This window comes from Cysteiniphilum sp. QT6929 (assembly GCF_030035755.1).
In the GTDB taxonomy this organism is placed as follows: Bacteria; Pseudomonadota; Gammaproteobacteria; order Francisellales; family Francisellaceae; genus Caedibacter; species Caedibacter litoralis.
This window is the reverse complement of the sequence record NZ_CP103983.1, coordinates 556,942-575,912: the sequence shown is the minus strand read 5'-3', so window position 1 is coordinate 575,912 and position 18,971 is coordinate 556,942. Positions and strand designations below refer to the sequence as shown.

The following is an 18,971-nucleotide window of genomic DNA, read 5'->3' as shown; positions in this document are numbered from 1 at the left end:
TGTTGCCTTAGATATCATTTTTAACTTTGCTAACTTTTTTGTTTCTAGTGACTTGTTCATCTAGTGCTAACCATTGCGATTTTTGCTCAATTTGATGATGTTGCTTTTGTAAAGCTTCAATCTTGTGCTCATAAAGATGGCACTCAGAGACTAACTTCATTTGTTTGCTGATAATGCTTTGCTCATGTTGTTTAAGCTTTGTTATTTCAGTATGTAGCTGGGTGTGCGCTTTAAATTGAGTCTCACGATAATGGTAATAGGCGTGACTTAAGTGCATTGATGACGGCTCAAAGGGCGTATTAAGCGTATGCTCAAGTTGCTGGAGTTTATCTTCAACCAACAAGAGATCCCGCTGAACTTTGGATAATTGCAGTTCATGTTGTAGCTGATCTGCCTGTAGTTTGCGTAGTAACATGCGACATTGTGCCATTTGTTGATTAAGCATAGCCAGATCCATTGTTAATCCTTAAGAATCGATTTGATTTGAATGATAACCTGATCATAAATCATCGATTGATCAGCCGTCTGTGCAAAGAGCCGATTGAGTGCTTGAACCTTTTGTATTGCCGTATCTAATGTAGGGTTGCTGCCTTGAGTATAAGCCCCCAGTGCGATCATATCCTGATATTTATGCACCAGTTGATATTGTGCTTTAAGTTGATGCACTAAAGTTTGTATTTCAGGATCAGTCAGTTGATGAAAAAGTCGACTCGTACTTTTTAAAATATCAATCGCCGGATATTGTCCACTGTGTGCCAATTCACGATTAAGTACAATGTGACCATCAAGACTTGCGCGCATATAATCAGCGATGGGTTCATTAAGATCATCACCCTCAACCAAAATGGTGTAAATAGCACTGATACTGCCTTGTTCTTTAAAACGACCACAACACTCCAAAAGTTGAGGCAAAATGCTAAACGTACTTGCGGTATATCCGCGAGCCGTAGGCATCTCGCCAATCGCAAGCCCAATTTCGCGTTGTGCCATAGCAAGACGCGTAATCGAATCCATCATCAGCAATACGTCATGCCCTTGTTGGGCAAAGTATTGCGCAATCGCAGTTGCTGTATAAGCGGCTTGTTTTCTTAACAGGGCGGATTGATCAGATGTTGCAACGACCGTGACAATATGCTGATGTTTATCATCACTTAAGGTGTTTAAAAAATCATGCACTTCGCGCCCACGCTCACCAATCAACGCAATAACGCAAATCTGTTGTTGGCAATGTTGCGCAATCATATTAAGTAGCGTTGACTTGCCAACACCACTACCGGCAAAAATGCCAATGCGTTGCCCCTTACCAAGGGTCATCAAGCTATCGATAACTGCAATCCCTGTTGCTAATCTCTCATTGATAGGTTGACGCAAAACAGGATTAATTGCGCTGATCTGTGTACTAATACTCTGACCTGATATAAGCACGTCATTTGTCAATGGCTTAGCAAATGCATCAACCACTTGACCTAGTAATGCATCACTCACCTGAATTTTGTTGGCGTGATCACAGATCGTGATGCGTGCACCAACCATGACCCCATATGAAGAAGAATAGGGCATAAGAATCGCTTTATTGTCATTAAAACCAATAATTTCAGCCAGCAGATCCTCGTGATGAATTGATTTAATGCGGCAAATATCACCAACGATACTTTGGGGTGGGCAACTGGCTTCGATAATATTGCCATAGATATGCTTGACATAGCCGCAGCGTAAGTACGGTTGTGTGGTCTTAAAAATAGCGTCAATCATTGGCTCAACTCGGCACTTCATCGTTTTGTACATAACTGCGTAGATCCGCTTTTAATAAGTCAATAAGCTGCTCAAGCTGCGCGTCATACTCACCACCATCGGATAAAGACAACACAGCGCCTGAGTGAACCTGTTTACTTGATTGGATACTAAGTGCCGATGTTTCAACAAGCGTTTGGTAATACGCTTTGGCATGTTGTAATGTCATATGATCACGCGCGCTTAGTAAAAGGGTTGCCGCTGGCTTATCTTGCTCTTGCTGCTTATTTTGAGCAGCTTGCTCGCAAGCCAGAGGCTCTAATAACATCTCAATGGTCGCTTTGATGGTTTCTTCATCATGCACAAGCTGAGGAAGTAATGCTTGTAGGGCTTGAAGTGTCAATAACGTGGCTTGTTTACGATAGGCGATATGAATCTTACCTTTAAGTGACTCAATGGTTGTCATAAAGGCATTAAGGCGAGCTTGATCATCCGCTATTTTGTTTTTAAACGTGTCAAGGGCTTGCGCATAACCTGCCTTATAACCGTCTTTTTGTGCTTGTTCATAAGCGTCAGTTAGCTGCTTATCAGTCGTTGGTTGCGTGCTTTTAGCTATATAGGTATTTGTTGATTCATCTTTTTCAGATGCGGGTGCTATCTTTTTGTTTTGGGTAGCAGATTGCTCTAACCACGAGTAGCTATTAAAAGATGGGTGTTGATTGTCCGTGTGTTTTATTATTTTAGTCATGGTAGAGCTTAGTATTTTCATCTTGCTTCAGTGAATCATCGGCATAAAGCTGCTTAGCCAACAGTTGCGCAAAGCTTGGCTGCTTAGCTTTATCTTCCAATTCATTCATTCCCCCCATTTCTGCAAATAGGTTAAGTATCAATTGTTGGCAATCAGCGGTTAACTGAATCTCAGGATTTGCTAAGCGATCACCACCTAAAAACCACTGACAAGCATCCATTAGTTGTCGCGGTTCATTAGAAAACTCATTGTTACTTGATATTGCTTTAGTTTCCTGATCGCTAGATGTCGTAAAAGCGGCTAGTTCAGCAATGAGTTGCTCGTCTAGTTGTTTTCTTAGGTGCTTAGGTAACTGTTTAAGCTCAGCGTGCAATTGTTGATAGGCTCGGTTGCCAAGTTGTTGTTTAAACCAGCGCTTATCTTTCTTTGGCAAGTGAGCAAAGCGAAGCAGTATCAGTGCATCATGTGCCATGCTCGGAATCCTTGTGTGTTAGCCACTGATTAAGCTCGGTTAACAGCTGTTGTCTCTCATGCTCAGATAATGACTTTTTGTGACGCTTGCGGAAGGTTAGGGTTATCAAGCTGATCACACCACATAAGGCTAAAAACAACAGCACGCATAACAAAAGTTTCATATGCCAGCTAAACTGCTGCCACAACGAGACAAGGTCAAGTTTAGCATTAACTGCTTTAACAGGTTGTTGCGTTGCAATGATTGGCAGCTTTGTTGTATTGATCTTAGGTGTTGCTATCTTAGGTTCAGTGATCAATGCAGCAATACTGATATCATCACCACGTTTTATATTGATTCCAACGGCATTACTAATCAATGCTTTGATTTCATCCATCTGTTGTACTGTTGTGTCTTTAGGGACGATAATGCTTAATGCCATATGCTCAATACTTCCTGGTGAGACGATAATCTGCTCGACTTCATTACCCACTTTGTAGTCGACCTCTTGCGCATTACTATTAGCATTGTTGCTGGTATTTGAGGTATTTGTTGTTTCACGAATATGACTGATCACGCCCTTGAAATCATTTGTATTTTTGCTGTTTTGCTGTTGCTTTGGATCTTGATCAGCCTGCAAATAGCGCTGAGAGGTGCGTTTGATCTGATCGAAATTAAGCTCAACACTCACGCGCGCGGAAGCGTCCTGTTGTGGGAAAATGCTATGCAAAATCGCATTGGCTTTGCTATTGAGATAGTTTTCAATCGCTTGCTGCTGTTTAAGCTGATCGCTTAGATTGGCGCTACTATCATCACTTAACGCACTCAAGACCTTACCTGTTTGATCGATAACCGTCACTTCATTGACATCAAGCTTTGCCACTGAGTAGGCGACAAGGCGTTGAATGCCTTGGATTTCAGCGCTACTTAGTTCTGTAAACGGTTTTAACGTTAAATTGACAGCTGCTTTCGGTTTGTTGTGATCATCGCTAAAAAGGCTCGACTCAGGCAGTACCAAGTGGACACGTGCATCCTTGACGGCATTTAAACTCATAATCGTGCGCTCAAGCTCACCTTGTAACGCACGTTGGTAATTAATCTTTTGACTAAAGTCGGTCATGCCCAGATCATTTTTATCAAAAAGCTCAAAGCCGGTATGCGAACTCATGCCAATACCCGAAGATAATAATTTAAGGCGTGTCGCGGCAACAAGGCTTTGATCAACCAGGATGCTTTGACCATCATCTTCTAGCTTATAGCTAATCTTAAGTGCATCGAGTTTTTGACTAATGCTCGCAGCAGCGCCAGGCTCAAGATGGCTAAACAAAATAGCATAGCTCGGTGTCATTAACCAATAGAGCAACAAGATGGTGAGCATAACCACAGCCATCAAGCCACTGATCAAGCCAATGGCACGTTTTTTGTTGCTTAAGATCAGTTGTTTTAAAGTTTCTAACATATTTGTCTTCTGTTGTTTATGCTTTTAGAGTATTCACATCAATATCTTGCTTTATGTTGATAATGTGGCACTGTAATATGCCATCTGTACCTACAATACCCTGAGTTTCAAGTACAACTGGTTTCCCAGTGGCATAAGCGCTAAATAAATAGGCAGCAATGGTGGTGGCATTTTTCTGTCCCATATATAAAGTGGCTTGTGCTGGTGTTTTAAAACCATCCTGTGAGTTACAGAAATTATCTTTATCATCAACGGCATAAACCTGCAGCTCTTGCCCACCATTCTCGTTCACCTTGGTCATAAAGCCACGAATATAAAGCGCACCACTATTTGTTTTAAACTTAGTGTTTAATGCCGTTTGATACTGGCTTTGTAAACCTTTGGCAATAAGATCAGGTGTCAACTGGCTTTGTACCACTTGTGGCAAGTTTTGACTAACTTGCGTAGGCAACTGCTGATTGACTGTGTTGGTGACTGTGGCAGCAATGCTATTATTGGTTGCTTGAATTTGAGCTAGCACATTATTGTGGTTATTATTAATCGCGGCTTCATCGCCATTGAAACGGTTGTTAATATTAGTAATATCTGTTGTGCGCTGATTATTAAGAGTGCCTATTTGCGCATTGGCATTATTAATGGCATTTTGTGTATTGGCATTAATTTCTGCTTGGATGCAATTATAAAGTTTAGGCATACATTGAGTGACATACAAATCAACATACTGACTATTTTGAAGATTGATTAACCCTTCATCACAAGGAGAGCTTCGTCTGAGGGGATCATTGTATGTAGCTTGATGGATACAGCTTTGAATATCCGCGTGTCCAATAGCTACGAGACTTGCCACTGCGAGTGATGATATAACCGTCTTCAAAATAATTCGTTTCATTTTTAATCCTTCTTTTTTGTTGTTTTAGTAATTCAATTCTTGTTGTTTACTGAGGTTGCGCACGTTTTCTATTTTCAACACCCCGCCTCGCAAGCTCGGCACCCCTCTTGCAAAGAGGGGAATATAAAATCAACCTTTGCCTTATTCCCCTCTTTGCAAGAGGGGTGGCAGTCGTAGACTGACGGGGTGTTTTAAAAAAATCATAGTTTTAAAATATGTAACTCTACTATGTGAGTTTGCCCTCTGTCCTCTGTCTTCTGTCTTCTGTCTTCTGAACCTAAATCTGCTCACGCATAATCTGCTGATAAGACTCTAGCAATTTATTACGGATGCTTTGAGTTAATTGCAACTCAAGCTTTGCCTGTTGCAATGCCATCATCACCGAATGCGTGTTTTCTGTCTTGCCTAAAGCCAGATCTTGTAAAGCACTATCTGCCGCACTTTGGCTGTTATTGACTTCAGATAACTGAGTGCTTAACAGCTGTGAAAAGCTATCCTTCATTTTAGTCTCACTCATGATCACAGGGCTTTGCACATTTGGCATTGCATCGATAGGGGCTAAAAAATCAATGTTATGAATCATGACTTATCCTATTTATCTCCGATTTCAAGGGCTTTTAATGCCATAGTTTTAGCAATATTGATGACTTTAACATCGGCTTCATAGGCGCGTTTGGCTGCCATCATCGTCATCATCTCATCTACTTTGTTAACATTGGGATAGGCGACAAGACCTTGTGCGTTGGCATGTGGGTTATTCGGCTCATAGACCATTTTGGGGGAGCTGTTGTTACTGACAATCGCCATATTAGTGACACCTCCGGCAAAGTGATCACTAAAGCTCATGCTCTTAGCATCGCCAATGACTTCAAGCGGCTGATAGGGTTGACCATTGGTGTCAATACTGTGAATGTTGGCTAAGTTATTAGCAACGGCATCAAGGCGCAACTGTTCATACGCCATGCCACTGCCAGCAATGGCAAAGACATCATGATAACTCATTGACTCCCTCCATTAATGGCAATATTAAGTAAACTATACTTTTGCTGCACGCCCTTGATCAACGTTTGATATTCAATTGATGTTTGGTTCATCATCAGCATTTGTTGATCCAAGGTGTTGTGATCAGTTGCCGTTTCAATCTTTGCTTTAGCATGCGCAATAACATCACGTGTCTGCTCAGGACGATCGCCATGGTTTAGGGATTGGGCAATGGCGGCAAGGGCTTGACTGAAATCAACACGTTGTGCTGTAAAGCCTGGAGTATTGGTGTTAGCAATATTGTTGCTGATGACTTGCTGTTTTAGATCATCAACATCTAAAACGCGCTGCAGCAGACATAAGGTGACATCTTGGAGCATTTTTCTAATCCTTATCCTTTAACCTTATTGCACGATCAGCTCAGCATGCAAAGCACCTGAGCGTTTAAGGGCTTCTAGTACCGAAATAACATCGCGTGTGCTGGCTTTAACCTTGGCAAGCGCGCTGATAAGATCAGCAATTGTGGCACCACTTTGTAAACTCACTAAGGAGGCATTATCTTCACTGGCATGAATCTTGGTATGCGGTAGCACAACGGTTTTGACATCATCGCCGGTTTGACGCACAAGCCAGGGTTGTGATGCGCTGTAATCTGTTTGAATATTAATTTGCAGGTCACCTTGCGAAATACTGACACTGTCTAATACAACATCGCCACCAGTGACAATCGTGCCAGTGCGCTCGTTAACGACAACCACCGGTTGATCATCTGGTGTGATGTTTAAGCGTTCAATGATGCTAATAAAATCAATTAAGTTATTGCCTGTTGGGGCAATAATACTGATCACAGCGGGGCTTCGTGCTTTGGCGATCTCAATGCCGAAATTGCTATTGATCTTATCTGCAATGCGACTGGCAGTCGTGAAATCAGCACGATTTAACACCAGTTGCAATGCACCATCTTTGATGCCCAGTAAATGATTATCAAGTGTTTTCTCGACAATGCCGCCATTACTTACCAGTCCAACGGTAGGGTGGTTTTTCTGCACGACATTGCCAAACATATCATATTTATAGCCGCCCACCGAAACCGCACCTTGTGCGATCACATAAGTTTGATTATCAGCAGCTTTCATCGGTGCAATCAGCAAAGTCCCACCCACAAGACTGCGCGCGTCGCCAAGAGAGGAAACCTGCACATCGATTTTATCACCCTCATAAGCATAAGGACTTAAACTCGCAGTAAGCATCACTGCTGCGACATTGCGCGTGTTTAGATCATCAACGGGCACGTTAATATTGAACGCTTTAAGCATGTTAGCAACGGATTGCACCGTTTGTTTAGCGCGATTACTATCACCAGTACCGGCAAGACCAACCACCAGTCCATAGCCAACCACGGGGTTGTCGATTAATCCAGAGAAATGGGTAATATCTTTAATGCGCACTTTAAGCGCTGCCATAGCGCTTTGTGCGCTAAATAGCGCAATAAGTAATAAGAACATGCTCTTAAAGAATAGTTTGCTAGCATTCGTGATTATCTTAGTCATCAAATCAACCCCAAAAATGAAAAAATACGATAGAAAATTCCATGACGCTGTGCCGCAGATAGCGCACCGTCACCAGTGTAACTGATATTGGCATTCGCGATTTGACTGGAATAAATCGTATTATTACTGCTGATATCAGTGCTGCGAACGCTACCAGAGAGGGTAATACTTTGTTTCTCGCCATTGATCAGCATCTCCTGCTCGCCTTTGATCAGATAGTTGCCATTGCTATCAATGCCACAGATCGTCACACTGATTACGGCTTTAAGATTGCCACCTCGCGAGGTTTCGCCGCTACCATTATCTGAAACACCAACGCCAGCACCCACTTTGTTTTGGGTGCCATTGGCATTTGCCTGAGCGTTGATATTCATATTTTTATTGGTAGATAAATCTGCCGAGGAGCGTGCTGTACTGTTTTGTAAAATCAACACAGTAATAATATCACCAATCTGATGTGCACGTTGATCAGCGGTCAGTGGTTGGTAATGTTGTGCATCAAACAGGTTTTGCGCAAATGCCAATGGGCAATTTGCGCTAATAAATATCAATATACCAACGCATAGGCATGACAACTTGGGGAGTTTGTTTTTTAACATTTTATTTCCTTAGACTCAAACGTATTACTGATTGCCTTGGCATCATCGGTGACAGTAACGTAATAACGCTGATGCGTATCAAGGGTTTCGACTAATAAGCGTGATTGCACAAAAGCATTGTTCAAAGCACGCGCTTGGGTTTTAATGCAAACCCGACCTGAACAGCTTGTTACCTCAATAATATCATTGGCTTTAACTGCAGCAATAGCAGTTAAATCTTGGTGCTGTAATACATGTCCTGCTGCTAGGGATTGGCTAAGCCAGTGATGATCAAAATCCTGAGCATCAATAATACTTAGCGGATTTTGCGCAAAATCAATACTAACGTCTGTAAGCATGGAGCGATTGATACGACTGTGGCGTGCTGCATCATGGGAAAGGGCATAGGCTTTTAATACAATATGACTCTCAAACCAGATGCTAAAGTTTAATGCTGGCGCATGATTAATCTGGATTGAAACATTAACAGGCATGCTCGAGGCAATGTTTATCGGCATTGTATAGTGAATGTCTATCGTGCCTAAAGCCACGGCATTGGGCTTAAGCGCGGTTTTGAGGGTAAGCGCAATACGCGCTTGAGGGAACTTCTTATGAAGATAGTCAAACAGTTGCGTTTGCGCGGTTTTCTCAATGGATTTTTGATCAAGCATTTGTCCAGAGCGGCTAATGTTCACGGCGATGTCATTCTGCCATTGAATCTGACAAGGCATATGGCGTAGGTGGTTGATTTTGCCTTTAATAAAATCAGCGGATAAACGCATGTTTTGGCTATATTTAGGCGCATGGCTAAGCCATAGATTTGCTAGCATGCAAGTACTAAGCGTATCATCGTTTAGTGCAACAATGTCACGTAGATAAATATCTGGCTTAGTAACCGTTATTGCAGGTTTTAGCTTAAGCATGACTGTTGGCGCGCTATAGCATAAATTGATAGATAACAATGCCAAGACTAATAAGAACTTCAATAATCGCTTGCTGGCAATAGTGGATATTCGGATCAAGTCTGAGTATGACATGCTATTCCGAAAACCCAGAAAACAGCCAATCCTATTTGCATATAAGCTTAATATAAGCATCACAAAGCCTTTCATCAACGACGTAGCTCATTGGTTTGTTTATCAATATCATCGGCAACTTGTGCCGCTTTGGCATTTAACTGATAGGCACGTTGCGCCATCGTTAAGCGCATCATTTCTTCAACCATGTTGACATTAGAGGCTTCAATCATGCCTTGATTAAGTGTGCCTAGACCATTTTGCCCTGGGGTGTCCAAGTAGGCTTCACCAGATAAATTGCTGGTAAGATAAAGCCCATCACCTTTGGCAGTTAACGCGCCAGGGTTCATAAACTTAGCTAGTTGAATGTGACCCACACTCATCAGCTCATTTTGATTATTTAGCTGAACGCTGACTTCACCCTCTTTGGAAATTTGGTAAGCGATCGTATCTGGTGGCAGTTGGATGTTATCAGATAAGCGATAGCCGCCATCGGTTACCAGATAGCCATCACTATCAGGTTTAAGCGTGTTACTTCGGCTATAAGCATAGCTGCCATCGGCAAGGGTAACCTCAAAAAAACCATTGCCATTAATCGCAATATTTTCAGGGTTTTGTGTCTGTTTAGGCGCACCTTGGCTAAAGTCTTTGCTACTGGATTCAACCATGGTACCAACACCGAGTTGATTGACGTTGTTTTGCGCATCATTGTTTACTTCGGTGACGGGTTTATACATCACATCGGCAAAATTAACACGGCTACTCTTATAGCCATTGGTATTGATATTGGCAAAGTCATTTGAAATCGCATCGATTTCGTACTGTTGTGCTTTCATACCGGTTGCGGCAATGGCTAATGCATCATTACTCATTATTTAATATCCTGTTTTAGTTATGGCGATTCGGATTAAATCCGAATATGACACCATACGAGTTAAGTATTTTTCACATATCATTAATGGCATTCCCTAACATATCATCATAGGTTTGCACTACTTTTTGTGAAGCAGAGAAATCTTGTGAGATCTTCATCATATTCATCATTGTATCGACATTATTGACATTAGAGCTCTCAAGGTAACCTTGGAGAACTTCAACTTTATTCTTTTGACTATCTTGACTATTTTGGTTGTTTTGGTTTTCTTGAATGATCTGACTCGTTGCCCCTTGTGTAAGCTGATACATGCCTTGGGCAACATAGCGTAGATTCTGAGGATGTGTGATTTGAACAAGATCAAGCTGTCCGATTTTGCGATTATCTGCCCAGATGATGCCATTGTGATCGATGGTTAATTTTTCAACATCATTAGGAATAGCACCGTTTAGGCCCAAAAGACGTGCGCCATTATCAAGATATAGATTGCCATCATTGCCGATGTGTAACTTACCAAGGCGTGTATAGTAACTTTGATCATGCCAAGACACATGTAAAAGCCCATCACCTTTGAGCATAATATCCAATGGTCTTGCCGTATAAATCGCATGACCTTGTGCAAAATCATACGTTATTTGTGGTCTTTGTGCTTCTTTTGCCTCTCGTGCCTGCGAATGTGTCGTTATTTTGTCGATCCTTGAATCATCGTAAGTAACATTACCTTGATAGATCGCTTCTTTATAAGCAGGTGTATTGACATTGGCAATATTCTCAGCAGTAATGTCAAGCTGTTGTTGTGTTTGGTTAAGCGCATGGTGCGCTGCATGAATGGCATCAAGCATTACTCTCTCCTGTCACGGTTGCAAAAGACTTAAGAGCAACATGTTGCGGAATTTCATCAATCGATAAGATCGTCAGTTGCTGAAAAATACGCTCGGTAATCAACCTAAGATGTCGACGCAATGGGGTATTTGTCAGCAGTACCGGTGGGTGATTGTGCGCAAGCATCGTCTCAACCTGTTTTAACAGCGATTTGCTAAAACGCTCAATGACAGTCGGTGCTAACACCAGTGTTTGAAAATTGTTTTCACTCAATGCTTGATGAAAGCTTTGTTCAAGCTGTGGCGCCAGTGTTAAAACGTGTAGTTCCTTGTGCTCCTTCATTAATTGATAGCAAATCGTATTAGCAAGACGTTGTCTGATCTTTTCAATAAGATGAGCGGGTTGGTTTTGTGCTTTACCTTCATCGATAATAACCTCTAAAATCGTAGCTAATTGACGAATCGAGACTTGTTCTTTAAGCAGTTGTTTTAATATCTGCTGCAGCACGCTTAAACTAATAATCTCAGGGATCGCTTCATCGATAAGGCTTTCATGCGTTGATTTTAAGGTATGAAGCCTTGCCTCTAGCGCTTGGCGTGTCAAGAGCTCAGCGGTATGTAGACGCACCTTTTGGCTAAAGTGCGTCATCAGGACATTTAAGCTTGAAACAACGGTGAGCTTTTGTGCTTTTGCCTTATCCACGGCATTTTCATCCACCCAAATAGCGGGCAGCTGATAGGTCGGATCAACCGTAACAATACCAGCTAACTGAATTGGCGCATTATGCGCATTAATGGCAAGCTGATGCTGTGGCATCAATAATCCTTCGCCTACCTTGATCTCATTAAAGGTGATCTCGTAATGATTTTCTTTGAGTGTGTTACTAAAAGTGATGTGTACTGCAGGCAGGATAAAACCAATTTCCTGCGCGTATTTGATGCGAAATTGATCAATGCGTGATTTAAGTAGCTCGTGTTTGCTGCCGATAATCGCTTGAAGTTGCGAGTGTAAATTAATCGCAATCGGATGAACAACAAGCACCGATTCCACATCATGATGTGGTGTCTTACTATCATTGTCAGTCGTGTTGCTATTATCAGTGTTATTCTCGCCTGCTTTAAAGCGTTTAATCGTCAGATAAGATAAAAATACCAACAAAGCAAGTACGATAAAAACAGGTAATCCAGGAATGCCAGGCAATAGCATCAACACAAATAACCCGATACTGACCATCACCAGAATCTTAGGGTAAGCGCTGATTTGTCGACTGACCTCTTGACCAAGCTCGGCATCGGTGGCAGCACGTGTGACAATAACCCCTGTGGCGGTTGAGATGATAAGTGCCGGGATTTGGGTAATGATCCCATCGCCGACGGTTAAAAGGGTGTAGGTATGTAATGCACCTGACCAACTCATGGCATGCTGTGACAACCCAATGGTAAGACCGGCAATAATATCAATCAGAATGATAATAATGCCAGCAATGGCATCTCCCTTGACAAATTTGCTGGCTCCATCCATCGCGCCGTAGAAGTTGGTTTCTTTTTCAAGCGCTTGGCGACGTTTGCGTGCAGTGTTGTGATCAATGAGTCCCAAGTTCATCTCAGCATCAATACTCATTTGCTTACCCGGTAAGCTATCCAAGGTGAAGCGTGCGGCAACTTCAGCGACGCGTTGTGCACCATTAGTGACAACGATAAATTGAACGACGATTAAAATCAAAAACACCACAAGACCAACGATATAATTACCTTGAATAACATAAGTGCCAATGGCTTCAATGACTTTACCAGCTTCAGCATGGGTTAAAATCAGACGTGTTGCCGAGATGTTTAAGGCTAAACGAAATAAGGTTGCAATGAGCAGTAATGAAGGAAAGGTTGAGAAGCTTAACGGTTTATCGATATAAAAGGTTAATAAAAACAACACCAAGGCAAAGCTTAGGTTGAGGATCAATAGCAAATCAAGCAAAAAGGCAGGAATTGGCATAAACAATACCAATAAGATGCCAATAATCATAACAACAAACATAAGCTCGCTGCGCTTGCCAAATAAAAGCTGCCAGTTGTTTGTTTTAGCGATCATACATGCCCCTTAGCCAGATAGGCATCTTTTAATAATTGTGCAACGACTTCGTATTCACTGATCTCAATGTAGCTGCCTACTTTCTGGCGATAAAGCTTGCGTGCCAACGGTTTGTTTTCAGTGATATAGACATGGTATTTATGGGCAAGCTTGCGAATGCGTCTGGCAACCGCTGCTTGACCACGCGCCACAATTTTGGGTGCGATCATTTTGCCTTGCTCATACTTAAGGGCAACGGCTAAGTGTGTGGGGTTGGTGATAACGATATCTGCAGATTTAACCTCACCAAGAGCTGCGGTTTGTTGATAGCTTTGCCTTAATAAGCTTTTGCGCTTTTGTTTAATCTCAGGGTTGCCTTGTTGCTCTTTGTACTCATCTTTCAGCTCATGTTTACTCATCATCATCTCTTTGGCAAAGCGCTTGCGGACAAAGATGATATCAATGACAGCGGCAATACTAATAACCACCAGTAAGGACTTGATGACCTTGATAATATCCTCACTGATGATTGTGCCATATGCCTTTGGCGAGATAAGGCTTAAATGATAAAACGTACTTAGTTGTGTGGAGAAATTAAGATAAATCACCAGCGCAATAGCGCCGCATAGCAAGAGATTTTTGCACAGTTCATATAGCATTTTTAGATTGAATAAGCGCTTAAAGCCATCAACGGGGTTAAGGCGCTTAACATCTGGTTTAAGCGGTTCAAAACTCCAGATAAAACCTGATTGGAATAAATTAGCAATAATCACTGCCAAAACAATAATAAGCAATAACGGGAGTAATAGTTCAAAGAATTGTAGTATTAGTAAGTTCGCGAGTTTCTGCCAATTATTAAGGCTAAACTCAAAATCACCACTTAAGTGCAAAAGCGTATAAAACTGCTGCTGCAAGTCGCGAGCAAGTTGATCTTGTAACCAATAGAGGGTTAATCCTCCAATCACAAGGCTTATCAATTGATTGGTTAGCATGCTTTTGGCGGTTTGTCCTTTTTCGCGCGCCTTACGTAGCTTAAAGGGGGTAGCTTTCTCACTACGATTAAATGCTTTTTCAGCCATAACTGCCCCCAAAGAATGTTTTGATTGCCATACTCGTTAGCTGATTAGCAAGATGACTGCTAAGCCCAATGGCTAAAGTCATCAACCACAGACCTAAAGCCATTTTAAGCGGTAAGCTTACAAAGTAGATATTCATCTGCGGCATAATGCGTGAGATCACCCCTAAAATAATATCCAGCAAAAAAATGCCAAATAAAACACTGGCAGCGAGCATTAAACCAAAGCTAAAAGTCTTACCAAAGACCATACTTAACTTGGCAAGACTAAAGCTACTATTTAATAGATTGGGATTTAATGTCATCAGTGTGCTGGCTGAAACCTCGCCAAAAAAATATCTAAAACCACCACTGATCACAAAAAAAAGCGTTGCCAGTAATACCCAAAAACTCTCCAGTAGACGCGATTGCTCAGCAGCGTTTGGGTTTAAAGTGCCAATAGCATTAAGCCCCATTTGCGTCTCCATCAAATTGCCTGCAAAGCTAAATACAGCAAAGCTTGCATATACCGCAAAGGCAAACAAGCTGCCAATTGCAATCTCTTGTAAAAAATCACTGACTAAGTTAATGGCTGTTAAATCAAGCTGTTGAAAGGGCTGGTTAAGTGCTAACAGCAGTGAAAAACTCAAAACAAAAAGCACACGTATTATCCGTGGAATATAGCTTAAGATCGGCAGGGGGGTAAACAGGCAAACAATACCTAGGCGTGTGCTAATAAGTAAGGTCAATATCAGGAGTTCAGCCGAAAAAGTCATCATCACCAATCCTTAGATATAATCAGGGATGTGATTAATCAGATTAATGGCATATTCGCTAAGCTCGCTTAACATCCAGCCTCCACACAACATCAGCACCAATGCCACGGCAATAATCTTAGGAATAAAGCTTAAGCTACTATCTTGAATCTGAGTGATTGCCTGAAGAATACTAATAACAATGCCAACGATTAAAGCGACAATAATCACAGGCGCGCCAATAATCATTGCTTTAATCAACAGCGCTTTTGAGAAAAAAATCGCCAGACTTTGTTGCATTGTTTGTTTTGTCCTCTTTTTATATGATACGTTTGGTTTAAGCCTCAGGGTGACAAGTTAAAGCGTCTTGTGGATCCCTGTGTCAAGCACGAGGATGACAGTTAACACTTCGTCATTATCGGCATGGAGGCCGATAATCCAGTTTGCCATGGATGGTAAGCTTTAAATCTCGTATTGCCATCATGCTTTTAAAGTATTCACGTCAACATCTTGTTTAATATTGACAATACTGCAATAAGGATTGCCACTGCCATCTTTGCCACCTTGTGTTTCAAGCACTACGGGCTTACCAGTGGCATAAGCGCTAAATAAATACGCAGCAATGGTGGTGGCATTTTTCTGACCCATATATAAAGTCGCTTGTGCCGGTGATTTAAATCCATCGGTTGAATTACAAAAATTGGTGTCGGGATCAACTGCATAGACTTGCAGCTCTTGCCCGCCGTTTTCGTTCACCTTGGTCATAAAGCCACGAATATAAAGCGCGCCGCTATTTTTTTTGAACTTGGTGTTTAACGCCATTTGATATTGGCTTTGTAAGCCCTTGGCAATAAGCTCAGGGGTTAGCTGACTTTGCACCACTTGTGGCAAGTTTTGCGACACTTGTGCAAGCAGCTGTTGATTGACCGTATTGGTAACTGTGGTAGCAATACTATTATTGGTTGCTTGAATCTGAGCTAGTACATTATTGTGATTATTATTAATAATTGCTTCGTCTTGATTAAATCTATCAACAATATGAGAGGTATCAACATTGTGAAGGTTTTTAAGGTCGGTGATTTGCGCGTTGGCGTTTTGTGCTGCTGTTTGAATTTCAGAGTCGATACAATTGTATATTGTTGGTATGCAAGCGTTTTTAATGCTGATACAGCCCTGAGTATTTACACAGTTATCTGTGGACGCTGAGGCAAAATCACATACAATCGAACTGGCAGGTAAATCCATTATCACGCCTCCTATTGCTATACGATGAGCAGGAATATTCACTGGATGTGCTTGTAAACAACTTGCCATACTGGCATAGAGATTACTACTGGCAATTACGCTTAATGTGCCTGCAATAAATAGGCGAGTAAGTTGTTTCATGTTTATTTATCCTTCTTTGCTTATTGTTTTAGCATTTCAATTCTTGTCATTTGTGTTTATGGATCCTCCGATCAAGTCGGAGGATGACAGTTCATCATCCAACCTTTAGCTTTCAACATTCAAAATTAAGCATCCAACCTCAGTTTTCTGTCCTCTGTCATCTGTCTTCTGTCCTCTGGATTAGTAAACCCCACCATCGTGCAGCTTATTAAGTGTGTCCTCAATACTGCTATAAACATCCGGATTGCTGCCCTTGGTAAATGGTGTTATTTGCTTAGCAATCTCGCCACTGAGTGTCAAAAGACTTAAAGGTTTCTGCTGTCCTGCTGGCACATCCGAGGCATTTTGTTCTGTTAACACCCAAGTGGCAGCATGCGTTTTCGCGGTGAGTATTTTGGCTTGAGGCGCAAACATACCATAGCAGTTAGGAGCATCTTTGTGCGCGGGATCAAAATTCCACGGCATAATTTGCGGATGATCTTGATCATTTAAGCTAGGGCGTATATCAACAGCGTTAAACTGAGGCACACAAATGGCAAATTGGCTTGGGTCACTGTCGTTTTTCTCACCATACCATTTCCATGTGCCATCTTTATCGTGTGATTCTGCGTAAAAGGCAGCGTTATAGCTGCTATCTAAGGCTTGAAATTGTGCTTGTTTGCCGGGCTTTATTTCTTGCCAGTAATAGGTTTTGCCATTAAAGCCTGCGCTATCGCCATGTGTCGCCTCAGCAACATAAATGGAGTTTGCTGTGTTGTTGCTAATGATAAACATACTATCAGCATAGGCTGTTGTACCACAGGCGCCAAGCATAAGACAAAGTGCAGTGCTTAATATGGTTTTACGAGTTTGTATCATCATAATTATCCCTAAAATATTGGTTGTTTTTATCTTGGTTTTTTATAATCTTTAAAACAGTCTTTTGCTTCTAAGCCCAGCCCCGTGTCAAGAGTATTTTTGGATCCCCGTGTCAAGCACGAGGATGACAGTTAACACTTCGTCACTATTGGCAGCACTTCTCATCACTATTTTCGTGGATCCTCCGATCAAGTCGGAGGATGACCTTAGATATCCGGGTCAAGCCCGAATATGACAGTTAACGCCCCGTCATTATCGGCATGGAGGCCGATAATCCAGTTTGCCATGGATGGTAAGCTTTAAACACCGTATTGCCATTATGCTTTTAAAGTATTCACATCAACATCCTGTTTGATATTGAGGATGTTGCAGTACGGGTTATTGTTGCTATCATGACCGCTTTGTGTCTCAAGCACGACGGGTTTGCCAGTGGCATAAGCGCTAAATAAATAAGCAGCAATGGTCGTGGCATTTTTTTGCCCCATATGTAAGGTCGCCTGTGATGGTGAAATAAAGCCATCTGTTGAGTTGCAAAAATTGGTGTCGGGATCAACCGCATAGACTTGCAGCTCTTGCCCGCCGTTTTCGTTCACCTTGGTCATAAAGCCGCGAATATAAAGCGCGCCGCTATTTTTTTTGAACTTGGTGCTTAGCGCCATTTGATATTGGCTTTGTAAACCTTTGGCAATAAGCTCAGGCGTGAGCTGATTTTGTACCACTTGTGGCAAGTTTTGCGTAACTTGTGCAGGCAACTGCTGATTCACCGTATTGGTAACTGTGGTGGCAATACTATTATTGGTTGCTTGAATTTGGGCGTTTACATTGTTGAAACTATTGGTAGCCGATGTCTCATCTACATTAAAACGATAATTTACTTGGTCTTTATATGTGCTAAATTGATTCCATAAATTACGAGTATCAGCATATTGCCAATCAATGCGTGTACTTAGGTCTTGTTGAGCACACAAAGCTATTCTTGGGACGCAATCGATAAGATATGAACTTTGCAATACAGAACATGTTGTATGAGATGGGTAATTTCCTCCTCCGCCTGAGCTATCACAAACTTGTCTGGAGTCTTTAGCCTTACTTTGATCTGTACAATTTAAAACATTGTTATAGGTATCATGGTAGCTAACTTGAGCCAAACAGCTATTAAAATCTGCATATGCCAGAGAAACACAGCCACTACCTAAAACAACAGTTGTTATCAGTTTTAAAAATCGTTTATTACCCATTTTGGTTTTTATTCCCTTATTTCCCTTTTAATCATATTTTTTTAGTGCAATAACAGGCTCAAGCTTTGAGGAGAAACATGCATAAATGCATTGTGCTAAAGCCTGTACTGCAACCTTCTTAGTTGCTGAAGTTGTGCACATCTTTCTATTTCAACACCCCACCTCGGAAACTCGGCACCCCTCTTGCAAAGAGGGGAATGTAAAATCGACCATTGCCTAATTCCCCTCTTTGCAAGAGGGGTGGCAGCCGCAGGCTGACGGGGTGTTTTAAGAGTTATAATTTTCTGAAAAATGTGCAATTTCAGTTACTAGTTTATTTATATCGATACCGATACCGTGTTCTTTAATGGTGATTTTTTGTGGATCCCCGTGTTAAACACGAGGATGACAGTTCAGCACCCAAAATCCAGCATCCAAAATTTATCATCCAAAATCGAGCATCCAAAACCTAACATTCAAAATCAAACGCTCACAGTATCCAATATCCAAAATCAGATACCAGATACGTGTTATGTGA

Annotated in this window: 21 protein-coding genes; all 21 read right to left on the bottom strand. The window is 41.7% G+C overall.

The window, feature by feature from the left end:
• Positions 1–7: 7 nt before the first annotated feature.
• The 21 genes from NYP54_RS02400 to NYP54_RS02300 all read right to left on the bottom strand — a co-directional run bounded on the left by NYP54_RS02400 (position 8) and on the right by NYP54_RS02300 (position 18,454).
• Positions 8–457 carry a hypothetical protein gene (locus tag NYP54_RS02400; protein WP_283157013.1) on the bottom strand — a complete coding sequence of 150 codons (450 nt, stop codon included), beginning with the start codon at positions 455–457 and terminating at the stop codon, positions 8–10.
• Between the two features lie 2 nt (positions 458–459).
• Positions 460–1,785, bottom strand: coding sequence for a FliI/YscN family ATPase (locus NYP54_RS02395; RefSeq protein WP_283157012.1), 1,326 nt, complete (start codon positions 1,783–1,785; stop codon positions 460–462).
• Entirely contained in the window at positions 1,757–2,479 is a 723-nt protein-coding gene (locus tag NYP54_RS02390) for a hypothetical protein (protein WP_283157011.1), read from the bottom strand. Before NYP54_RS02390 ends, NYP54_RS02395 begins: the two co-directional genes overlap by 29 nt.
• Complete coding sequence (locus NYP54_RS02385) at positions 2,472–2,951, bottom strand: hypothetical protein (protein ID WP_283157010.1); 480 nt, start codon at positions 2,949–2,951, stop codon at positions 2,472–2,474. The genes NYP54_RS02390 and NYP54_RS02385 overlap by 8 nt, the downstream gene beginning before the upstream one ends.
• Entirely contained in the window at positions 2,941–4,389 is a 1,449-nt protein-coding gene (fliF, locus tag NYP54_RS02380) for a flagellar basal-body MS-ring/collar protein FliF (RefSeq protein WP_283157009.1), read from the bottom strand. The genes NYP54_RS02385 and fliF overlap by 11 nt, the downstream gene beginning before the upstream one ends.
• Positions 4,390–4,405: 16 nt before the next feature.
• Entirely contained in the window at positions 4,406–5,278 is an 873-nt protein-coding gene (locus NYP54_RS02375) for a hypothetical protein (RefSeq protein WP_283157008.1), read from the bottom strand.
• Between the two features lie 277 nt (positions 5,279–5,555).
• A complete protein-coding gene (gene fliE, locus NYP54_RS02370) occupies positions 5,556–5,861 on the bottom strand; it encodes a flagellar hook-basal body complex protein FliE (RefSeq protein WP_283157007.1) in 306 nt (101 codons plus the stop codon).
• Positions 5,862–5,869: 8 nt separating this feature from the next.
• On the bottom strand, positions 5,870–6,280 hold the full coding sequence (gene flgC, locus NYP54_RS02365; protein WP_283157006.1) for a flagellar basal body rod protein FlgC: 411 nt from the start codon (positions 6,278–6,280) through the stop codon (positions 5,870–5,872).
• On the bottom strand, positions 6,277–6,639 hold the full coding sequence (locus tag NYP54_RS02360) for a flagellar basal body protein (RefSeq protein ID WP_283157005.1): 363 nt from the start codon (positions 6,637–6,639) through the stop codon (positions 6,277–6,279). Before NYP54_RS02360 ends, flgC begins: the two co-directional genes overlap by 4 nt.
• A 24-nt stretch (positions 6,640–6,663) precedes the next feature.
• A complete protein-coding gene (locus tag NYP54_RS02355) occupies positions 6,664–7,809 on the bottom strand; it encodes a flagellar basal body P-ring protein FlgI (RefSeq protein WP_283157004.1) in 1,146 nt (381 codons plus the stop codon).
• Positions 7,809–8,408, bottom strand: a complete 600-nt coding sequence (locus NYP54_RS02350) for a flagellar basal body L-ring protein FlgH (RefSeq protein ID WP_283157003.1) — start codon at positions 8,406–8,408, stop codon at positions 7,809–7,811. Before NYP54_RS02350 ends, NYP54_RS02355 begins: the two co-directional genes overlap by 1 nt.
• Positions 8,402–9,424 carry a flagella basal body P-ring formation protein FlgA gene (locus NYP54_RS02345; protein WP_283157002.1) on the bottom strand — a complete coding sequence of 341 codons (1,023 nt, stop codon included), beginning with the start codon at positions 9,422–9,424 and terminating at the stop codon, positions 8,402–8,404. Before NYP54_RS02345 ends, NYP54_RS02350 begins: the two co-directional genes overlap by 7 nt.
• 74 nt (positions 9,425–9,498) lie before the next feature.
• On the bottom strand, positions 9,499–10,275 hold the full coding sequence (flgG, locus tag NYP54_RS02340) for a flagellar basal-body rod protein FlgG (protein ID WP_283157001.1): 777 nt from the start codon (positions 10,273–10,275) through the stop codon (positions 9,499–9,501).
• A gap of 73 nt (positions 10,276–10,348) precedes the next feature.
• On the bottom strand, positions 10,349–11,119 hold the full coding sequence (locus NYP54_RS02335) for a flagellar hook basal-body protein (protein ID WP_283157000.1): 771 nt from the start codon (positions 11,117–11,119) through the stop codon (positions 10,349–10,351).
• A complete protein-coding gene (locus tag NYP54_RS02330) occupies positions 11,112–13,184 on the bottom strand; it encodes a flagellar biosynthesis protein FlhA (protein WP_283156999.1) in 2,073 nt (690 codons plus the stop codon). The genes NYP54_RS02335 and NYP54_RS02330 overlap by 8 nt, the downstream gene beginning before the upstream one ends.
• Complete coding sequence (locus tag NYP54_RS02325) at positions 13,181–14,242, bottom strand: EscU/YscU/HrcU family type III secretion system export apparatus switch protein (protein WP_283156998.1); 1,062 nt, start codon at positions 14,240–14,242, stop codon at positions 13,181–13,183. The genes NYP54_RS02330 and NYP54_RS02325 overlap by 4 nt, the downstream gene beginning before the upstream one ends.
• Positions 14,235–14,996, bottom strand: coding sequence for a flagellar biosynthetic protein FliR (locus tag NYP54_RS02320; protein WP_283156997.1), 762 nt, complete (start codon positions 14,994–14,996; stop codon positions 14,235–14,237). The genes NYP54_RS02325 and NYP54_RS02320 overlap by 8 nt, the downstream gene beginning before the upstream one ends.
• Positions 14,997–15,005: 9 nt before the next feature.
• Positions 15,006–15,272: a flagellar biosynthesis protein FliQ gene (gene fliQ, locus NYP54_RS02315; RefSeq protein ID WP_283156996.1), complete on the bottom strand. Its 267-nt coding sequence runs from the start codon at positions 15,270–15,272 to the stop codon at positions 15,006–15,008.
• Positions 15,273–15,452: 180 nt separating this feature from the next.
• Positions 15,453–16,358 (bottom strand): hypothetical protein, encoded by a 906-nt coding sequence (locus tag NYP54_RS02310; protein ID WP_283156995.1) that lies wholly within the window; start codon positions 16,356–16,358, stop codon positions 15,453–15,455.
• Between the two features lie 180 nt (positions 16,359–16,538).
• Positions 16,539–17,219, bottom strand: coding sequence for a hypothetical protein (locus NYP54_RS02305; protein WP_283156994.1), 681 nt, complete (start codon positions 17,217–17,219; stop codon positions 16,539–16,541).
• 314 nt (positions 17,220–17,533) lie between these two features.
• Positions 17,534–18,454 carry a hypothetical protein gene (locus NYP54_RS02300; protein WP_283156993.1) on the bottom strand — a complete coding sequence of 307 codons (921 nt, stop codon included), beginning with the start codon at positions 18,452–18,454 and terminating at the stop codon, positions 17,534–17,536.
• Between the last annotated feature and the right edge of the window lie 517 nt (positions 18,455–18,971).